This is a genomic window from Nocardia sp. NPDC050697 (assembly GCF_040654395.1).
Lineage (GTDB): Bacteria > Actinomycetota > Actinomycetes > Mycobacteriales > Mycobacteriaceae > Nocardia.
The window spans coordinates 1,484,755-1,501,980 of the sequence record NZ_JBFAHY010000001.1; the positions used below are offsets into that span (position 1 = coordinate 1,484,755).

A 17,226-nucleotide genomic window follows, 5' to 3' on the forward strand; every position below is an offset into this window, starting at 1 on the left:
CATCCTATGGACAGGGATTCGTTCAGGTGTCCAGTTCGGTCAGCGCGACGGGCCGAAGCGTTCGGTGCGGATCCGGGCCGGGTCGTGCCCGAGCTCGACGAGCAGCGCCGCCGCGGCCTCGACGAAGCCGTTGGGGCCGCAGACGTAGCAGGTGACATCGGATGACGGTGGCAGCCCGTGCTCGCCGAGCTCGGCGGCGGTGAGGCGGCCGGGGTCGCGGGGGAAGCCGGCGGGCACCCGCCGGGTGTAGGCGAGGAAGACCTCGTCACCGTCCAGCTCCGCGCCGTAGTAGCGCTGCGCGGGGGTGCGCAGCGAGTACAGCACGCGCATCGGCACCGCCGGGTTCGCCGCGCGCCGCGCCCGCAGCATGGCCATGATCGGCACCACCCCGGAGCCGCCCGCGACCAGTACGGCGGGGCCGCCGGCGGCCGGATCCCAGACGAACCACCCGCCCACCGGCCCGCGCAGCTCGACGCTGGCGCCCAGCGGCAGCTCGTCCACCAGGTAGCCGGAGACCTCGCCGTCCGGCACCCGCTGCACGGTGACCTCGACGATGTCGCCGTCGGCGGGCGCGGCGATCGAGTAGCTGCGCACCGCCCGGTAGCCGTCGGCGGCGGTGAGCCGGATGTCGACGTGCTGCCCGGGCAGGTGCCCCGGCCAGTCCGCCACCCGCAGCAGCAGGGTGCGGGCGGCGGGGGTCTCGAATCGTTCGCCCGCCAGTTCGGCGGGGCGCCAGCCGCGGGCCGCGGTCAGTCGTCCCGGTACCGCTGCTCGCGCCATGGATCTCCGTAGTCGTGGTAGCCGGCGGCCTCCCAGAAGCCCTGTTCGTCCCGGTCCAGCAGCCGGATGCCGCGCACCCACTTGGCCGATTTCCAGAAGTAGAGGTGCGGCACCAGCAGCCGGGCCGGGCCGCCGTGCTCCGGATCGAGCTCGGCGCCGTCGTAGCGGTGCACCACCCAGGCCTGCCCGTCCAGCAGGTCGTCCAGCGGGAGGTTGGTGGTGTAGCCGCCGTAGCTGTACACCAGCGCGTACTCGGCCTGGGTTTCCACCGCGCCGAGCAGGGTGTCCAGCGAGACCCCGGTCCAGTCGGTGTCCAGCTTGCTCCAGCGGGTCACGCAGTGGATGTCGACGTGCGGCCGCTCCTGCGGCAGCGCGAGGAACTCCGCGCGGCTCCAGCTGGTCTCGGCGCCGGTCTCGTCGGTGACGGTGAAGGTCCAGCGCTCCGGGTCGATCCGCGGGGTCGGGCCCGCGGCGAGCACCGGGAAGTCCTCGGTCAGGTACTGCCCCGGCGGCAGCCGGTCGTCCGCGCCGCGGGCCCTGCCCCGGAACCCGGGCGAGAAGATGGCCATGACCGGGGATCGTAACCCCATGGTTGCCGCGGTGCAGCGCTCAGCCGCGCAGCCGGTCCAGGAAGGCGCGGAGGTTCTGCCGCACCCGCTCGACCTTCTCCTCGGTGCTCAGATCCTCGCGGTAGCGGTTGCCGAGCGCGGGGCGTTTGCGGCCGCGGGCATAGAGCGAGCAGGCGAGGTCGGTGCACATGTACGTGCCGACCGAGTTGCCGCGCCGCCCGGACTCGCCCGCCTTGTGCGCGGTGAGCAGCGAGACCCCGCCGCCGGTGTGCGTGGTGAGGCAGATGGTGCACATCTGGGCCCGCCCGGAGCCGCCGGTCTCGTAGCGCAGCGCGATCCCCACCGGGCCGTCGGCGCCGGGGGCGACCAGGTAGCACCGGCCCGGCAGCGAGCGGTCGCTCCAGCCGAGGAAGTCCAGGTCGTCCCAGGGCCGCTCGGCCAGGTCGCGCGGGACCGGCAGCCGCTTGGCCTCGCCCTTGGAACAGTTGACGAACGACGAGCGGATCTCGCCCTCGGTAATCGGATCCATGCGTCCGACGGTACGAATTCCGCGCCGGTGGGACAACGCAATTATCGCCGAACCCCCTATTCGCCGAACTGTTGCCGGAACGGCAGCGCGGCACCGCCGATGCGCGCAGGATGAACCCGAACGACTACCGAAAGAGGAGGTCGACATGCCCGATCGCGATACCCCCTGGCCGCCCGGCACCCCGTGCTGGGTCGATTGCCAGGTCGACGACACGCAGCAGGCCGCCGCGTTCTACGGCGCGCTCTTCGGCTGGGAGATCGAGGACGGCGGCGCCGAATCCGGCGGCTACCTGATGGCGCGGCGCAACGACCGCGCCGCCGCCGGGATCGGCCCCAAACCGCCCGAGATGGCCATGCCCTCGGTGTGGACCACCTACATCGCCACCGACAGCGCCGACCGCACCGCCGCCGCGGTGACGGAGAGCGGCGGCGGTGTCCTGGTCCCGCCCTTCGACGTCATGGACGTCGGGCGCATGCTGGTCGCGGCCGACCCCACCGGCGCCGCCTTCGGCGTCTGGGAGGCGCGCGCCCACCACGGCGCCGGGATCTACAACGAGCACGGCGCCTACTGCTGGAACGAGCTGCACACCGACGGGTACCGGCGCGCGCAGGAGTTCTACACCGGCGTCTTCGGCTGGGCCTACGCCGAGATCGGCGACGGCGAGAACTTCGTCTACTCGACCTTCTCGCACACCCCAGACGGCCCGCCGCTCGGCGGCGTCAACGAGGTGACCGCCCAGCCGTCCTACTGGCTGACCTGGTTCCAGGTGGACGACACCGACGCCACGCTCCGGCACGCCGCCGACCTCGGCGCCACGGTGCTGAGCGGCCCCGACGACAGCCCGTTCGGCCGCATGGGCGTGCTGCGCGGCCCGCAGGACGAGGTCTTCGCCGTGATCGACCCGAACCGCACGGCGGGCACCCCGCCCGGCACCTGAGCACCGGGGCGATCCCGCGGAACACCCGGCGCTCCGAGCGCAGGGGTCACGCCCTGCCCCGGGGCCGGAGCACCGGGGCAGGGCGCCGCGATCGGAAAGCCGCGCCCGATCCCGGCGGCGGGGTCCGCGGCCTGCTCGGCCGGCCCGCCGGAGTCAGCCGCGCAGCCCATCCAGCGCGAGCGCGAGACAGCGCTGCCCGGCCTCGTCCCCGGGCACACCCTCGACCCCGACGAGCTGGCCGAGGCCGGTACCGGATGACCCGCGAGCGGGACCGCGCCGAGGCGGTGTTCGACGTGTTCAGCCCGGCCTGACCGGAGTTCGCGGGCCGATTCCGCGCGCCGCCGCGGCGCGGGCGACGTACCGTCGAGATCATGGCGGAACTGGTTCTCGGTCCGGTGCTGCGGCACGTCGACACCACCTCGGCGACGGTGTGGGTGGAGACCGACGCGCCCTGCGAGGTCACCGTGCTCGGCGCGCGCGCCCGCACCTTCCAGGTCGGCGAGCTGCACTTCGCCCTGGTCGTGGTGACGGGGCTGGAGCCGGAGAGCTCGGTGCCGTACGAGGTCGCGCTGGACGGCGCGCCGGTGTGGCCGGAGCCGGAGTCGGAGTTCCCGCCGAGCCGGATCCGCACGCATCAGGTGCGCACGCTGATCTTCGGCTCCTGCCGGGCGGCGAAGGCGGAGCCGGGCGCGCTCACCGCGGACAAGATCGGGGTGGACGCGCTCGACACCTACGCGCTGCGCATGAAGGAGCTGCCCGAGCCGGAGTGGCCGGACGCGCTCATCCTGCTCGGTGACCAGGTGTACGCCGACGAGCCGACGCCGCGCATCAAGGAGTGGCTGGCGGAGCGGCGGAACGGCGACGAGCCGAAGGGCGAGGTGGTCTCGTTCCGGGAGTACGCCGAGCTGTACCACGAGTCGTGGGCCGACCCGGAGATCCGCTGGCTCATGTCCACCGTCCCCACCTCGATGGTCTTCGACGATCACGACATCCGCGACGACTGGAACACCTCGCGTACCTGGCGCGACCAGATGGCGGCGCTGCCCTGGTGGCCGGAGCGCATCCGCTCGGGGCTCGCCTCCTACTGGGTCTACCAGCACCTCGGCAACCTCGCGCCGGACGACCTCGCCGCGAACGACCTGTATCAGAAGGTCGTCGCGCACGGCGGCGACGTGCGGCCGATGCTGGAGGAGTTCGGCGCCGAGGCGGACCGGGAGGTAGACGGGCGCAAGCCGGTGCGCTGGAGTTACCGCCGCGACTTCGGCCGGATCCGGCTGCTGGTCATCGACACCCGCAGCGGGCGCATCCTGGACGGTGACCGGCTCATGGTCGGCGCTGCCGAGTTCGACTGGCTGGAGCAGAACGCCGCGGGCGATATCGACCACCTGCTCATCGGGTCGTCGCTGCCGTGGCTCATGCCGCCCGCGCTCAGCCATTTCCAGTCACTGAACGAGCGCGCCGCCGGGCTGCCGGGGTGGCGCGGCAAGCTGGGCGAGCAGGTGCGGCAGGTGGCGGATCTGGAGCACTGGCCGGCCTTCCGGGAGTCCTTCGAGCGGCTGGCCGCGCTCATCCGGCGGATCGGCAGCGCCGCGGACGCGCCCGCCACCATCTCGGTGCTCTCCGGGGACGTGCACCACAGCTACGCCGCCCGCGCCGACTACCCGGAGCCGACGAAATCCACGGTGCTGCAACTGGTCTGCTCGCCGGTGCACAACGACCCGCCGAAGATCTTCCATGCCGTCTTCGCCGCGGCGTGGGGACGCCGGCTGGCCCGGGCGCTGCGCCGCCTGGCCGACCGGCGCGGGATCTCCCCCGACCCGGTGCGCTGGGAGAAGATCAGCGGGCCGCACTTCGGCAACTCGCTCGCCGCGCTGCACCTGGACGGGCGGCAGGGGCGCTTCGTGCTCGAAACCGCCAGCGCGGAGCAGGGGTTGGTGCGGGTCGCCGATCTCGACCTGCGGCGGTAGCCTCGCCGCCATGACCGGGATCCACTACCGCGTCCGGGGTTCGGGGCCGGTGCTGCTGTTGCTGGCCGGCGGGGACGGGGACGCCGACGCGTACGGCCCGCTCGGCGACGACCTCGCCGCGGACTTCACCGTGGTGACCCACGACCGGCGCGGCCAGGCCCGGACCGTGCTGCCGCCCGCCGGGTCGCTCGCCGACCACGCCGACGACGCGGCCGCCGTGCTGGCGACGGTCGCCGACGGGCCCGCGGCGGTGTTCGGGAGCAGTATCGGCGCGGCCATCGCGCTGGAACTCTCGATCCGGCACCCGGGTTCGGTCTCCCGGGTGGTGGCGCACGAGCCGCCGATCTCCGCGCTGCTCCCTGACGCGGAGGGGATGGCGCTCTTCGCCGCGCAGAAGCGCCTGGAGGATGCCTACGCGGAGGCGGGGGTGGCGGCCGCCATGGTGGCGTTCGCCCAGCTCATCGCGGTGAACCCGGCCGATCGGGAGCCGGAGGTCGAGATCGGGCGGCCGGACTTCGAGCGGCCCAACCTCGAGGTCTTCCTCCGATACGACGCGCCCGCCGTGCGGAAGTACCGGCCGGAGGTGTCCGCGCTCCGGGCCGAGCTCGTCGTGCCCGCGGTCGGGCGCTCGACCGATGGTCCGCCCGCCGAGTGCGCGCACGCGCTCGGCGCGCTGCTCGGGGTGCCGGTGGCGGTGTTCCCGGGCGGCCACACCGCCCCGACGCTGCGCCCGCGCGGCGTGGCCGAAGCTCTACGTGCCGCGCTCGCCTGACGGCTACGACCGCGCCCGGCCCTGCCCGGTCATGCTGGTCACCCGGACCGGCCCGGTCCACCCGCACGGCGAATCACAGACCCCGACCACCTCGCGCCTGGTGCGGCCGTCGGCGACGACGGTGTGCAGCCAGGCGGTGGCGGGATACCCGCAGCGCGGGCACTTCCCGAAGTAGTCGAGGATCTCGGTGGCGGTCCGGTTCGCGCGCCGCCCGGCCGGCGCGCTCACCCGGCCGCGTCCGGGTCGTACTCGAGCAGCGCCCGGCGCAGCAACTTCCCGGTCGCGTTGCGCGGTAGCTCGTCCAGGACGATCACCTCCCGCGGCACCTTGTGCCGCGCCAGATCCGCCTTGACGTAGTCCTTGATCTCCTGCGCGTCCACCGCGGCGCCCTCGACCGGGACCACGAAGGCGCGCAACCGCTGCCCGAAGTCGGCGTCCGGCACCCCGACCACCGCCGCCTCGGCGATATCACCCCGCTCGACCAGCAGGTTCTCCACCTCGAGTGGAAAGACGTTCTCGCCGCCCGAGATGATCATGTCGTCGTCCCTGCCGTCGACGAAGAGCCGCCCCTCGGCGTCGAAGTGCCCGACGTCCCCGCTGGAGAGCAGCCCGTCCACGGTCTCCTTGGTGCGGCCGTCGGTGTACCCGGCGAAGCTCAGCCCGCTGGAGACGAAGATCGTCCCGACCACCCCCGGCTCGGTGATCCGCGCCCGCCGCTCGTCGTAGAGCGCCACCCGGCACCCCACCGGCGGCCGCCCGACGGTGCCCGGCGCCAGCCGCATGTCCTCCGGCGTCGCCACCGCCGCCACCGCCACCTCGGTGGAGGCGTACAGGTTGTACAGCACCTCGCCGAAGAGCTCGGCGGTCCGCCTGCTCAGATCCGGCGAGACCGACGACCCGGCCGCGAAGATCACCCGCAGCGCGGAGGTGTCGTGCGCGGCCAGCTCGGCGGCGGGCAGATCCACGATGCGCTGCAGCATGGTCGGCACCACCACCAGGCTCCCGGCCCGGTGCTCGGCCACCGCCGCCACCGTCCAGCGCGGGTCGAAGCGGCCGGGCCGCAGCACCACGGTATTGCCGAGCGCCCAGCCGAGCCCCAGCTGGGAGAGGCCGGTGCCGTGGAACAGCGGCGCCGCCATCACCATGGTGCTGTCCCTCGGGAGCGGAATGCGGTCGAGGAACTGCGCCGATTGCAGCGGCGAGACCTTCTCCCGCGGCGCGCCCTTCGGCGTCCCGGTGGTGCCGCTGGTCAGGATGACCAGCCCGCCCGCCGCGGCCGGGGCGGGCAGCGGCTCCGGCGCGTGCGTGGCGACCAGCCCGTCCACCGTGAGCAGCTCCGGGTCGGCCGGCGCCGCCTCGTCCACCCGGGTGAGGACGCGGGCGATCTCCGCGGGCGCCTCGGCGAGCAGCGGCAGGAACTCGGCGTCGAGCAGCAGCGCCGCGATCCGCTCGCGCACCGCGACCTCGGCCAGCTGGCGGCCGCCGAACCCGGTGTTCAGCAGCACCACCCTGGCCCCGAGCTTCCCGGCCGCGGCCATGGCGAGCAGCATGCCGCGGTGGTCGCGGCAGAGCACCCCGAGCACGGTCCCGGCGCCGTGGCCGCGCGCGGCGAGGCCGCGGGCCAGCGAATCCGAGCGCGAATCCAGCTCGGCGAAGGTGAGCCCGCCACGGTCGTCGATCACCGCGGTCCGGGCCGGCCAGCGGCGCGCCGCCGCGCGCAGCACCGTGGTGAAGGGACCGTAGTGGTTCGCGTCCCGCACGGTGCGCAGATTGTGGTCGGGGCGCAGCGGATCCAGCATGCCGCGCCGGATCAGCACGCGCGCCGCGGCCAGCGTATCGGTCAGCTCCTGCAGCCCCACGGCGGTTCTCCCTCGGCGACGACGAATGGTGCGCAGAGCGTAGCGCAGCACCAGAATTCGCATTCACTTATTTCGACATCCGGCGTCATCGGACGCGCGATCGTTGTTGAACCGTTGATTACATGAGAGACTTGGAACCCACTTGTTTCATCAACTCGGAAGGTCGAAGATGACCCGCGCGATCCAGCCGACGCCGATCCCGGCCGGCGACCATCCGATGCACCGCCGCCGCTTCATCGCGGGGCCGGGCGCGCTGCTCGGCGGCCCGGCGAATGTGATCATGCAGCTCAGCCTGGCGCCGGTGGGCCGCGGCGTGGTGGAGAGCACGGTGGCCAGCGGCCGCTTCGACCTGCGGCCGCAGAAGCGCGGCCGCACCACGCTCACCTACCTCGCGGTCGCCATGCTCGGCACCGAGGAGGAGCGGATCGCCTACCGCACCGCCACCAATACCTCGCACCGGCAGGTGCGCTCGCAGCCCGGCGCCGAGGTCCGCTACAACGCCTTCGACCCCAAGCTGCAGCTCTGGGTGGCGGGCTGCATCTACCTCGGCACCGCCGACTCCTTCCGGCTGCTCTACGGCGAGCAGACCGAGGAGTTCCAGGACGCGCTGTACCGGGCGTCGGCGCGGTTCGGCACCACGCTGCAGATGCCGGCCGAGCTGTGGCCCGCCGACCGCGCGGCCTTCACCGCGTACTGGGAGTCCATGCTCCCGCAGCTCTCCATCGACGAGGAGGTGCGCCGCTACCTGCTGGACCAGGTGGTCGACCTGGGCCCGTACAGCCGGGTGCAGCAGCTGCTCGGCAAGCACGTGAACCGCTTCTTCACCACCGGTTACCTGCCGCAGCACTTCCGCGACGAGCTCGGGCTGGACTGGGGGCCGCGCAGGCAGCGCGCCTTCGAGCTGATCATGCGCGGGCTCGGCACCCTGATCCGGCGGCTGCCGGAGCCGTGGCAGCAGTACCCCCTGGACCGGCACCTGGCCGATATGCGGCGCCGGATGCGGGCGGGCAAGCCGCTGGTGTGAGTCAGCCGGCGCGCACGGCCCGCCTGCGCCTGCGCGCCGCCGACCAGCGGGTGGCGATCAGCCCGTGCCGCGGCCCGAACAGGTAGACCGCGGCGAAGAGCACGCCCTGCGCCAGCACCACCATGCCGCCGGCCGAGGTGTCGCCGTAGTAGGCCAGGTACAGCCCGGTCACCGCCGCGGCCGCGGCGAGCGCGGGCGCGATCAGCAGCATCCGGCCGAACCGGTCGGTGAGCAGGTAGGCGGTGGCGCCGGGGATGATCAGCATGGCCACCACCAGCACCACCCCGACCACCTGCAGCGCGGTCACCGCGGTGAGCGCGAGCAGCCCGAGCAGCAGCGCGCCGAGCAGCCGCGGGTTCAGCCCGATGGCGTGCGCGTGCGTCGGGTCGAAGGCGTAGAGCGTGAGGTCGCGGCGCTTGGCCAGCGCCACCACGAAGACCACCGCGCCGAGCGCCGCGATCTGCCACAGGTCCTCGGGGGCGACGCCGAGCAGGTTGCCGAAGATGATGTGGTTCAGGTCGGTCTGGCTCGGCGTCACCGAGATGAGCACCAAGCCCAGCGAGAACAGCGTGGTGAAGACGATGCCGATGGTGGCGTCCTCCTTGACCCGGCTGGTGTCGCGCACCACCCCGATCAGCGCCACCGCGAGGAAGCCGAAGACGATCGCGCCGAGCGCGAACGGCGCGCCGACGATGTAGGCGAGCACCACCCCGGGCAGCACCGCGTGCGAGACCGCGTCGCCCATGAGCGACCAGCCGATCAGCACCAGCCAGCAGGAGAGGATGGCGCAGACCACCGAGGAGATCACGGTGGCCGCCAGCGCGCGCACCATGAAGTCGTAGGCGAACGGGTCGAGCAGCAGGTCGATCACCGGGCGCCGCCCGCCATCGGGTCCAGCCCGAAGGCGCGGACCAGGTTCTCCGGCCGGATCACCTCGTCGAGATCGCCGTGCGCGAGCACCTTCCGCATGAGCAGCACCGCCTCGTCGGCCAGGGTGGGCAGGGCGTGCAGGTCGTGCGTGGAGACCAGCACGGCGGCGCCGTCGGCGGCCAGCTCGCGCAGCAGCGCGGTGATGGTGGCCTCGGAGCGCTTGTCGACGCCGGCGAAGGGCTCGTCCAGCAGCAGCACCGAGGCGCCCTGCGCGATGCCGCGGGCGACGAAGGCGCGCTTGCGCTGGCCGCCGGAGAGCTGCCCGATCTGCCGGTGCGCCAGGTCGGTGAGCTCCACCCGCTCCAGCGCCGCGTCCACCGCCGCCCGGTCGGCCGCGCGCGGCCTTCGGGTGAACCCCAACCGGCCGTAGCGCCCGGTCATGACCACCTCGCGCACGGTGATCGGGAAGGCCCAGTCGATCTCCTCGGACTGCGGCACGTACCCGACCAGCCCGGCCTTGCGGGCCGCGGTGGGGGTGCCGCCCGCGATCCGGACGGTGCCCGCGTCCGGGGTGACCATGCCCATGATCGACTTGAAGAGCGTGGACTTGCCGGAGCCGTTCATCCCGATCAGCGCGCAGACCCGGCCGCGGTCCAGCGTCAGCGCGGCGCGCTCCAGCGCGAGCACCTCGCCGTAGTGCACGGTGACCTCGTCGACCTCGATGGCGGCGGTCATCGGGCGGCGCTCCCGGTCAGCCCCGCCACCACGGTGTCGGCGTCGTGCCGGATCAGCTCGAGGTAGCTGGGGACCGGGCCGTCCGGCTCGGAGAGCGAGTCCACGTAGAGCACCCCGCCGAGCCGGGCGCCGGTGGCCGAGGCCACCTGCCGCATGGGGGCGTCGGAGACGGTGGACTCGCAGAACACCGCGGGCACCGCGGCCGCGCGGACGAACTCGATCACCCCGGTCACCTGCTGCGGGGTGGCCTGCTGCTCGGCGTTCACCGGCCAGATGTAGCGCTCGGTCAGCCCGGCGTCGCGGGCCAGGTAGGAGAAGGCGCCCTCGCAGGTCACCAGCGCGCGCTGGGTCGCGGGCAGCGCGGCGAGCCGGGTCACCAGGTCGTCCTGCACGCGTTGCAGCTCGGTCTTGTAGGCGGCGGCGTTGGCGGCGTACTGCGGCGCGCCCTCCGGGTCCAGCTCGGTGAAGGCGCGGGCCAGGTTGTCGGCGTAGAGCTGGACGTTGAGCGGGCTCATCCAGGCGTGCGGGTTGGGCTTGCCGGCGTAGGCGTCGGCGGCGATGTCGATGGTCCGCACCCCCTCCGAGGCGACCACGTGCGGCACGTCGAGGTCGGCGACGAACTTGGCGAACCAGGCCTCCAGGTTCAGCCCGTTGTCCACCACGAGGTCGGCCTGCGCGGCCCGCCGGATATCGCCGGGGGTCGGCTCGTAGCCGTGGATCTCCGCGCCCGCCTTGGTGATCGACTCCACCCGGAGCCGGTCGCCCGCGACGTTCGCGGCGATATCGGCGAGCACGGTGAAGGTGGTGAGCACCACCGGGCGGCCGTCGTCGTCGCGCGCGCCGACCCGGTCGCAGCCGGCCGAGGCCAGCCCGAGCGCCAGCACCACGAGCAGCACCATCCGATCCCACTTCATGGGGTCATCATAAGTTCGGGTAGCCGAACTCGAAAGCGCGGGTGGCGGAACTCTCGCTGCGCTACTCCGCGGCGACGGGCAGCGTGAAGCGGAACCGGGCGCCGCCGGTGTACTCGGTGTCCAGCTCGATCCGGCCGCCGTGGAACTCGACGATCTTGCGGCAGATGGCGAGCCCGAGGCCGGTGCCGGTGTACTCCTCCCGGTTGTGCAGCCGCTGGAAGATCACGAAGACCTTCTCCGCGAACTCCGGCGGGACGCCGATCCCGTTGTCGCGCACCGCGAAGTGGTGCGTGCCGTCGCGCTCCTCGTACTCGATCCGGATCTCCGGTTTCCGGTCCGGCGCCGCGAACTTCACGGCATTGCCGAGCAGGTTCTGCCAGAGCAGCTCCAGCAGCGTGGGATCGCCGACCACGGCGGGGAGCCGCTCCGGCCGGTGCACCGTCGCGCCGGACTCGGCGAGCGCGGTGCCGAGGTTGTGCAGCGCCCGGTCCAGCACGGGGTCCAGCTCCAGGTGCTCGGTGCGGTCGTTCACCCGGCCGATCCGGGAGAAGCTGAGCAGGTCGGTGATGAGCACCTGCATCCGCTTGGCGCCGTCCACCGCGAACTCGATGTACTGCCGGCCGCGGTCGTCCAGTTGGTCGTCGTAGCGCTTCTGCAGCAGCTGGCAGAAGGAGGCCACCTTGCGCAGCGGCTCCTGCAGGTCGTGCGAGGCGACGTAGGCGAACTGCTCCAGCTCCTGGTTGGAGCGGCGCAGCTCGACGGTCTGGGCATCCAGGTCGGCGGCCTGCCTGACCAGGGTGGCCTCCTGCTCGCGGGAGGAGCGCAGTTCGGTGACGATCCGGCGGCGCATGTCCTCCACCGCGGCCCCGACGGTGGCGATGTCGGCCGGGCCGCGCGCGGCGATCCGGTGCTCGAAATCGCCGTCGGCCACCCGCCGCGAGCTGCGCTGCAACTCCCCGAGCGGCCGCACCACCAGGCCGCGCACCAGCACCGTGAGCAGCACCGCGGCCAGCAGGAAGACCACGACGAGGCCGCCGAGCAACAGGTTGCGGTTGTCCCGGTTGTGGTACATGGCCGTGCGCTCGGTATTTAGCGCGGCCGCCAGCCGGTCGGTCTGGCCGGTGAACCCGGCGCGCACCGCGTCGAAGAGCTGCCGCCCCTCGGCGGCGGCGCCGCGGGCGCGTTCCGGTGCGGCGGTGACGGTCTCGGCGTAGCCGGTGCGCCAGCGGGTGGCGCTCGACTCCACCGCGGCGAGGTCGGCGAGCGCCTCGGGGCGGTCGGCGAGCAGCCCGCGCAGTGTGCCGAGCGCGCGCAGCTCGGCATCGCGGCCGGTGCCGTAGGAGCGCAGTGCCACCGCGTCGGCGCCGAGCGCGTAGCCGCGCACGCCGTTCTCCTGGTCGATGAGCGCCGCCTGCAGCCGGTAGCTCTCCGCGAGCGCGGGCTGCAGCCTGCCGATCACCAGGCTCGAGCTCTCGGTGGTGCGGGCGATCATGCCCGCCCCCGCGACCGCGCCGGCCAGCACGATCACCACCATGGAGCCGAGCACCAGCTGGAACCAGGTCTCGACGGTCAGCCGGGTCGTCCCCCGGGCACGGGTATTCATGGTGTCGTCCAAGCTCTCGACTCGCAGATGACCGCGCCACCGGGATCGAGCGCCTCCGCACACTCTGCCACACCGCCGACACGCCGGGCGTGCGGCGCCGTCCACGGGGCTTGCGCCCGTCGCTCCGCGTGACCGCCGGAGGGTTGCGGCGCAGTACAGCAGCGGTTTTCGCCGCTGCCCGCGAGTTATCGATGCGCCGCAATCGATGTCGCGTGCGCGGCACTCCGTGTCACCCCGCCGGAAGTGGGCATGCCCCGCAGCACAGAGAGTGAAGGAGCTCAGCATGTTCCAGCGTGCCAACGGATATCGATATCGGCGCCGCGACCGCAGGGGCGGGAGCAGGGCCGTCGGCCGCCGCTCGTGGCGCCGGGGCGGCGGGGGCGGGGCCCGCGGCCGCAGCACCGTGAGCCGCAGCAAGGGCCTGGAGCAGGTCGCGCGGTTCGGCTTCGTGGCCCGCGGGATCGCCTACATCGTGCTCGGCATCCTCGGCTTCATGCTCGCCGTCGGCACCGCCGAGCACTCGGCGAACGAGGTCGGCGCGCTCGCCGCGCTCTCCGAGCAGCCGCTCGGCTACCTGCTGCTGTGGGTGCTGGTCTTCGGCTTCGCCGCGCTGGCGGTGTGGCGCTTCACCCAGGTCGCGACGGCCGGGCGCACCGTCTCCGGTGGGCATCGCGCCTACGCGGCGGTGGCGGGCGTCTTCTACGCCCTCGCCTTCTTCTTCACCCTGCGCTTCGTGGTGAACGGCAGGCTGCCCGCCCCCGGCGACGTGGTGGCGCGCGACTTCACCACCCGCATCCTGGCCTGGCCCGGCGGCCAGGTGGTGGTCGCGCTGCTCGGTATCGCGGTGCTCGCCTTCGGCCTGCTGCTCATCGTGCGCGGCGCCCGGCTGCACTTCACCGACGACCTGCGCATGGGCTGGATGACCCGCGGTTCCCGGACCGCCGCGGTCTGGCTGGGGCGGGCGGGCTACATCGCCCGCGGCGCCGTGGTCGCCGCCATCGGCCTCGCCGCCCTGGTCGCCGCGCTGAACTACGACCCGGCGCAGGTCGAGGGCGTCGACGGCGTGCTGCGCGACTTCGCGGGCACCCCGTTCGGCCCGTGGCTGCTCATCCTGATCTCACTGGGGCTCATCGCCTTCGGGCTGCTGTCCTTCCTGGAGGCGCGGCACCGCCGCACCTACGGCGGCGTCCCGGTCTGATCCTTCGCCTCCGAGCGGCCCGGCGGTCTCGACCGCCGGGCCGCTCGGCGTCTTCGGGCCGCTCCGCGCCACCGCCACCCCGGCCAGGCAGAGCACCCCGCCGAGCAGCGCGAGCGGCACCGGCACCTCGCCGAGCGCCAGCCAGGAGCCGAGCACCACCAGCGCCGGGGTCGCGTAGGTGGTCACCCCCATCCGCCCCGCCGTGGTGCGGGCCAGGGCGTAGGCCCAGGTGGTGAAGGCCAGCGCGGTCGGGAAGACACCCAGGTACAGCAGGCTCAGCGTGGCACCGGCCGGGGCCGCCCCGACCTCGCGCACCAGCTGCCCGGCGAAGGGCAGGCAGGCGAGCGCCCCGACCACGCAGCCCCCGGTCGTCACCTGCAGCGCGGAGGCCACCGCGAGCGCGGGTTTCTGGACGATCGCGGAGACCGCCCACGTGGTCGCCGCGAGCAGCGCGAGCAGCACCCCGAGCGCGGCCCCGCCCTGCGCGGTCGCGAGCCCCACCACGATGGCGCCGGCGAAGGAGACCGCGATCCCGGCCAGCAGCCGCCGCGGGAACCCCTCGCCCAGCACCACCCCGCCGAGCAGCGCGATGAGCACCGGGCCGATATTCACCACCATGGCCGCGGTGCCCGCGTCCACGTACTCCTCGCTCCAGTTCAGCGCCACCATGTAGACGCCGAACCAGAGCACCCCGGTGATCGCGATCGCCCGCCACGCCGCGCGCGGCGGCATCCCGTCGCCGACGATCAGCAGGATCAGCACCAACGCGACCGCACCCGCCAGCATCCGGCCGAGCGCGAGCGCCCCCGGCGAGAAGTGCTCCCCCGCCGCCCGGATGAAGACGAAGGCCGAGGCCCAGAGCAGTACCGTCATCGCGGCCGCCGCCGCGGCCCGCTGCCCCTCGGTTCCGATCGCGCGCATGCGCCGAACCTAGTGTGCGCGGTGCCCCGCCGTCGCGCGGTTTTCGGCCGTCGCGGTAATGGCCCACGTCGTAGCGGGTGCACGTCGCGCGCGCCGGTGCGGGCTCGAAATCCGGTTGCCGTCGCGCACTTCCCGGGGTGCGATGGCATCGTGCCCCCCCCCCCCCCCCCGCGATCTCACCGGCCGCGTCGCCGTGGTCACCGGCGTCGGCCGCCGCGCCGGTATCGGCTTCGCCGTCGCCCGCCGCCTCGCCGAGCGCGGAGCCACGCTGTATCTCGCGCACTGGCGCCCGCACGACGAGCAGCAGCCCTGGGGCGCCGACGACACCGACGCCCTGCGCGCCGAGCTCGCCGCCACCACCGCCGTGGCCGACCGCGGCATCGACCTCGCCGACCCGGACGCCGCGCAGCGGCTCATCGACGACGCCGTCGCCGAGTTCGGCCACCTCGACATCCTGGTCACCTGCCACGCCCGCAGCGGCGGCGACGGCGCCCTGCTCGAGCTGGACGCCGCCATGCTCGACGGGCACTGGGCGGTCGACGCCCGCTCGGTGCTGCTGCTCACCCGGGCCTTCGCCCGGCAGTACCGGCCGGAGCGCGGCGCGGTGCCCGACCGCGGCCGCGTCGTCTGGCTCACCTCCGGCCAGCACCTCGGCCCCCTGCCCGGCGAGGTCGCCTACGCCGCGGCCGAATCGGTGCTGGCCGGGCTCACGCCGACGGCCGCCGCCGAGCTCATCGAGCGCGGCATCGTGCTGAACACCGTCAACCCCGGCCCGGTCGACACCGGCTACCTCTCCCCCGGCGGCGGCCTCGACCCCGCCCTCGCGGCCGCCGTGCACGCCGCCTTCCCGCGCGGCCGGGCGGGCGAACCGGACGATCCGGCCCGGCTCATCACCTGGCTGATCTCGGACGAGGGCCGCTGGCTGGTGGGCCAGGTGCTGGACTCCGAGGGCGGCTTCCGCCGGTCCCGCTGGTAGCGGAGAACGGACCGCCGGTTAGAGTGGCTGCACGGATGCCGGTCCGGGGAGTTCCGGCGCCTGGCGCGAGGAGAGCCGCCGATGACCGATCGGCCCCGTTCGACCGCGGTGCTCGGAGCACGATCGCGCACCGCCGCCCGCGCTCGCCGCATCGGCGCCGGGCGGTGATCATGGCCCAGCTCTCCGACGACCGCATCGCCGACGCGCTCGCCCCCTGGCGCGGCCGCCGCTACGTGGCGCTCGGCAGCTCCTTCGCCTCCGGCCCCGGCATTCCGCCGCGGGCCCCCGGCTCGGTGCGCGCCGCGGGCCGCTCCGCCCGCAACTACCCGCACCTCGTCGCGGGCGCCGCCGGGCTGCGGCTCACCGACGTCACCAGCTCCGGCGCGACCTGCGCGCACATCCTGCACGAGCGGCAGTACGGCAGCCCGCCGCAGCGCACCGCCGTCACCTCCGACACCGACCTGGTGACGGTGACCATCGGCGGCAACGACATCGGGCTGACGGCGTTCCTCATCGCCCGCCGCATGCCCTCGCCCATCCGGCTGCTGCCCGCCGCCCGCCGCTCCGCCGACGAGGCCGCCACCGGGCGCGCGCTCGGCGGTCTGGACGAGCGGTTGCACCGGGTGTTCGGCACGGTGCGCCAACAGGCACCGAATGCACGTTTGCTGGTAGTGAACTATCTATCGGTGCTGGGCCCGGCACGTCCCGGCGAGTCGGCCACCGACCGGCACTACCGCTACCTCGCCGAGGCGCTCGCCAACCGCACCGCCACCGTCGCCGAGCGGGTCGGCGCGCACCTCGTCGACGTCCGCACCCCGAGCCTCGCGCACGCCCCCGGCTCCGCCGTCCCGTGGACCCAGGACTTCTTCCTCCCCGTCCCCGGTCGTCCCCCGCACGGCACGCCCTGCCACCCCACCGCCGCCGGTATGGCGGCGGTGGCGGATCTGGTCCTGGCCCGCCTGCGCACCCTCGCCCCGGTGAGCTGACGCGCCCAGGCGGGGGTCCAGGGGGATGGTCCGGGCGCGAACCCGCCGAAGGATCGCCTCCGACGGGAACCTACGGCGCGGGGGCGGGCGGGACCGGGAGCGGGATGGTGATGCCGAAGGGGAGGACGAGGCCGGGGGGCGGCGGGGTCGCCGGGTCCGGGGCGGGGGCGACGGGCTGTCCGTCGGGACCGAACTCGGCGGCCCCCGGCTGCGGCTCCTGCGGCGCCACCTGCTGCGGCGCGGGCACCGGCGCCTCGCGGGGCAGCTCCTCGGCCCGCGGCCCCGGCTCACCCGGCTGCACGACCGGCGGCGGGGGCGGCGGGCAGAAGATCCCGCACGGGATCGGCGGCAGCCCGGGAATGGTGATCATGGGCTCGGGCACCGCGGCGGGCGTCGGCGTCTGCACCGCCTGCTCGAGCGGCAACCCCTCCGGCACCTCCGCCACCAGCGCGCCGGGCACCGGCGCCGAGGTCAGCAGGACACCGGGGGTAGTGCCCCAGCCGCCGGACCCCGGCGCGATCGCCTCCGGCGAGATCCGCCCCGCCGCCGGCGCCCCACCCGTCCGATACGCCGCCGACCACGACAA

Annotated in this window: 17 protein-coding genes and 1 pseudogene; 7 read left to right on the plus strand and 11 right to left on the minus strand. The window is 74.0% G+C overall.

Going from position 1 to position 17,226, the window contains the following annotated elements; genetic code table 11:
- Window positions 1-39 precede the first annotated feature (39 nt).
- The 3 genes from AB0H71_RS07480 to AB0H71_RS07490 are packed head-to-tail and all read right to left on the minus strand — an operon-like array spanning window position 40 to window position 1,878.
- Entirely contained in the window at window positions 40-780 is a 741-nt protein-coding gene (locus tag AB0H71_RS07480; RefSeq protein ID WP_357016011.1) for a ferredoxin reductase, read from the minus strand.
- Entirely contained in the window at window positions 750-1,349 is a 600-nt protein-coding gene (locus AB0H71_RS07485; RefSeq protein ID WP_357016014.1) for a sulfite oxidase-like oxidoreductase, read from the minus strand. The genes AB0H71_RS07480 and AB0H71_RS07485 overlap by 31 nt, the downstream gene beginning before the upstream one ends.
- A gap of 40 nt (window positions 1,350-1,389) precedes the next feature.
- Complete coding sequence (locus tag AB0H71_RS07490) at window positions 1,390-1,878, minus strand: FBP domain-containing protein (protein WP_357016017.1); 489 nt, start codon at window positions 1,876-1,878, stop codon at window positions 1,390-1,392.
- Window positions 1,879-2,023: 145 nt separating this feature from the next.
- On the opposite strand from AB0H71_RS07490, the gene AB0H71_RS07495 reads away from it, so the two are divergent.
- The 3 genes from AB0H71_RS07495 to AB0H71_RS07505 all read left to right on the plus strand — a co-directional run bounded on the left by AB0H71_RS07495 (window position 2,024) and on the right by AB0H71_RS07505 (window position 5,554).
- A complete protein-coding gene (locus AB0H71_RS07495) occupies window positions 2,024-2,815 on the plus strand; it encodes a VOC family protein (RefSeq protein WP_357016020.1) in 792 nt (263 codons plus the stop codon).
- Window positions 2,816-3,186: 371 nt separating this feature from the next.
- Window positions 3,187-4,782, plus strand: a complete 1,596-nt coding sequence (locus tag AB0H71_RS07500; protein ID WP_357016024.1) for an alkaline phosphatase D family protein — start codon at window positions 3,187-3,189, stop codon at window positions 4,780-4,782.
- Between the two features lie 10 nt (window positions 4,783-4,792).
- Window positions 4,793-5,554, plus strand: coding sequence for an alpha/beta hydrolase (locus AB0H71_RS07505; RefSeq protein ID WP_357016027.1), 762 nt, complete (start codon window positions 4,793-4,795; stop codon window positions 5,552-5,554).
- A gap of 3 nt (window positions 5,555-5,557) precedes the next feature.
- On the opposite strand, the gene AB0H71_RS07510 is transcribed toward AB0H71_RS07505, so the two are convergent.
- A complete protein-coding gene (locus AB0H71_RS07510; RefSeq protein WP_357016030.1) occupies window positions 5,558-5,782 on the minus strand; it encodes a hypothetical protein in 225 nt (74 codons plus the stop codon).
- Window positions 5,779-7,353 carry an AMP-binding protein gene (locus tag AB0H71_RS07515; RefSeq protein ID WP_357016229.1) on the minus strand — a complete coding sequence of 525 codons (1,575 nt, stop codon included), beginning with the start codon at window positions 7,351-7,353 and terminating at the stop codon, window positions 5,779-5,781. Before AB0H71_RS07515 ends, AB0H71_RS07510 begins: the two co-directional genes overlap by 4 nt.
- Before the next feature lie 229 nt (window positions 7,354-7,582).
- Between AB0H71_RS07515 and AB0H71_RS07520 the strand changes: the two genes are divergently transcribed.
- Window positions 7,583-8,437 (plus strand): oxygenase MpaB family protein, encoded by an 855-nt coding sequence (locus AB0H71_RS07520; RefSeq protein WP_357016033.1) that lies wholly within the window; start codon window positions 7,583-7,585, stop codon window positions 8,435-8,437.
- Window position 8,438: 1 nt separating this feature from the next.
- On the opposite strand, the gene AB0H71_RS07525 is transcribed toward AB0H71_RS07520, so the two are convergent.
- From AB0H71_RS07525 to AB0H71_RS07540, 4 genes are all read right to left on the minus strand, one after another.
- Entirely contained in the window at window positions 8,439-9,269 is an 831-nt protein-coding gene (locus tag AB0H71_RS07525) for a metal ABC transporter permease (RefSeq protein WP_357016232.1), read from the minus strand.
- 35 nt (window positions 9,270-9,304) lie between these two features.
- Window positions 9,305-10,042, minus strand: coding sequence for a metal ABC transporter ATP-binding protein (locus tag AB0H71_RS07530; protein ID WP_357016035.1), 738 nt, complete (start codon window positions 10,040-10,042; stop codon window positions 9,305-9,307).
- Complete coding sequence (locus AB0H71_RS07535) at window positions 10,039-10,956, minus strand: metal ABC transporter substrate-binding protein (RefSeq protein WP_357016038.1); 918 nt, start codon at window positions 10,954-10,956, stop codon at window positions 10,039-10,041. The genes AB0H71_RS07530 and AB0H71_RS07535 overlap by 4 nt, the downstream gene beginning before the upstream one ends.
- A gap of 61 nt (window positions 10,957-11,017) precedes the next feature.
- Complete coding sequence (locus tag AB0H71_RS07540; protein WP_357016041.1) at window positions 11,018-12,559, minus strand: ATP-binding protein; 1,542 nt, start codon at window positions 12,557-12,559, stop codon at window positions 11,018-11,020.
- Between the two features lie 283 nt (window positions 12,560-12,842).
- Between AB0H71_RS07540 and AB0H71_RS07545 the strand changes: the two genes are divergently transcribed.
- A complete protein-coding gene (locus AB0H71_RS07545) occupies window positions 12,843-13,757 on the plus strand; it encodes a DUF1206 domain-containing protein (RefSeq protein ID WP_357016044.1) in 915 nt (304 codons plus the stop codon).
- Here the strand turns inward: AB0H71_RS07545 and AB0H71_RS07550 are convergent.
- A complete protein-coding gene (locus AB0H71_RS07550; RefSeq protein WP_357016048.1) occupies window positions 13,677-14,678 on the minus strand; it encodes an EamA family transporter in 1,002 nt (333 codons plus the stop codon). The genes AB0H71_RS07545 and AB0H71_RS07550 overlap by 81 nt on opposite strands.
- Window positions 14,679-14,820: 142 nt before the next feature.
- Here AB0H71_RS07550 and AB0H71_RS07555 point away from each other — a divergent pair, with 142 nt between their 5' ends.
- Window positions 14,821-15,654, plus strand: coding sequence for an SDR family oxidoreductase (locus AB0H71_RS07555; protein ID WP_357016051.1), 834 nt, complete (start codon window positions 14,821-14,823; stop codon window positions 15,652-15,654).
- A 170-nt stretch (window positions 15,655-15,824) separates the two neighbouring features.
- Window positions 15,825-16,640, plus strand: coding sequence for an SGNH/GDSL hydrolase family protein (locus tag AB0H71_RS07560; RefSeq protein WP_357016054.1), 816 nt, complete (start codon window positions 15,825-15,827; stop codon window positions 16,638-16,640).
- Between the two features lie 70 nt (window positions 16,641-16,710).
- On the opposite strand, the pseudogene AB0H71_RS07565 reads toward AB0H71_RS07560, so the two are convergent.
- Window positions 16,711-17,226 (minus strand): annotated as a pseudogene (locus tag AB0H71_RS07565) (hypothetical protein); the annotation flags it as partial.

Bases quoted from the DNA above. Each gene is read 5' to 3' on its own strand.
- AB0H71_RS07535 (WP_357016038.1), bottom strand. From the start codon at position 10,956: ATGAAGTGGGATCGGATGGTGCTGCTCGTGGTGCTGGCGCTCGGGCTG.
- AB0H71_RS07555 (WP_357016051.1), top strand. From the start codon at position 14,821: ATGGCATCGTGCCCCCCCCCCCCCCCCCGCGATCTCACCGGCCGCGTC.
- AB0H71_RS07505 (WP_357016027.1), top strand. From the start codon at position 4,793: ATGACCGGGATCCACTACCGCGTCCGGGGTTCGGGGCCGGTGCTGCTG.
- AB0H71_RS07540 (WP_357016041.1), bottom strand. From the start codon at position 12,559: ATGAATACCCGTGCCCGGGGGACGACCCGGCTGACCGTCGAGACCTGG.
- AB0H71_RS07520 (WP_357016033.1), top strand. From the start codon at position 7,583: ATGACCCGCGCGATCCAGCCGACGCCGATCCCGGCCGGCGACCATCCG.
- AB0H71_RS07530 (WP_357016035.1), bottom strand. From the start codon at position 10,042: ATGACCGCCGCCATCGAGGTCGACGAGGTCACCGTGCACTACGGCGAG.
- AB0H71_RS07515 (WP_357016229.1), bottom strand. From the start codon at position 7,353: ATGCTGGATCCGCTGCGCCCCGACCACAATCTGCGCACCGTGCGGGAC.
- AB0H71_RS07560 (WP_357016054.1), top strand. From the start codon at position 15,825: ATGGCCCAGCTCTCCGACGACCGCATCGCCGACGCGCTCGCCCCCTGG.
- AB0H71_RS07500 (WP_357016024.1), top strand. From the start codon at position 3,187: ATGGCGGAACTGGTTCTCGGTCCGGTGCTGCGGCACGTCGACACCACC.
- AB0H71_RS07485 (WP_357016014.1), bottom strand. From the start codon at position 1,349: ATGGCCATCTTCTCGCCCGGGTTCCGGGGCAGGGCCCGCGGCGCGGAC.
- AB0H71_RS07495 (WP_357016020.1), top strand. From the start codon at position 2,024: ATGCCCGATCGCGATACCCCCTGGCCGCCCGGCACCCCGTGCTGGGTC.
- AB0H71_RS07490 (WP_357016017.1), bottom strand. From the start codon at position 1,878: ATGGATCCGATTACCGAGGGCGAGATCCGCTCGTCGTTCGTCAACTGT.
- AB0H71_RS07550 (WP_357016048.1), bottom strand. From the start codon at position 14,678: ATGCGCGCGATCGGAACCGAGGGGCAGCGGGCCGCGGCGGCGGCCGCG.
- AB0H71_RS07525 (WP_357016232.1), bottom strand. From the start codon at position 9,269: ATGGTGCGCGCGCTGGCGGCCACCGTGATCTCCTCGGTGGTCTGCGCC.
- AB0H71_RS07545 (WP_357016044.1), top strand. From the start codon at position 12,843: ATGTTCCAGCGTGCCAACGGATATCGATATCGGCGCCGCGACCGCAGG.
- AB0H71_RS07480 (WP_357016011.1), bottom strand. From the start codon at position 780: ATGGCGCGAGCAGCGGTACCGGGACGACTGACCGCGGCCCGCGGCTGG.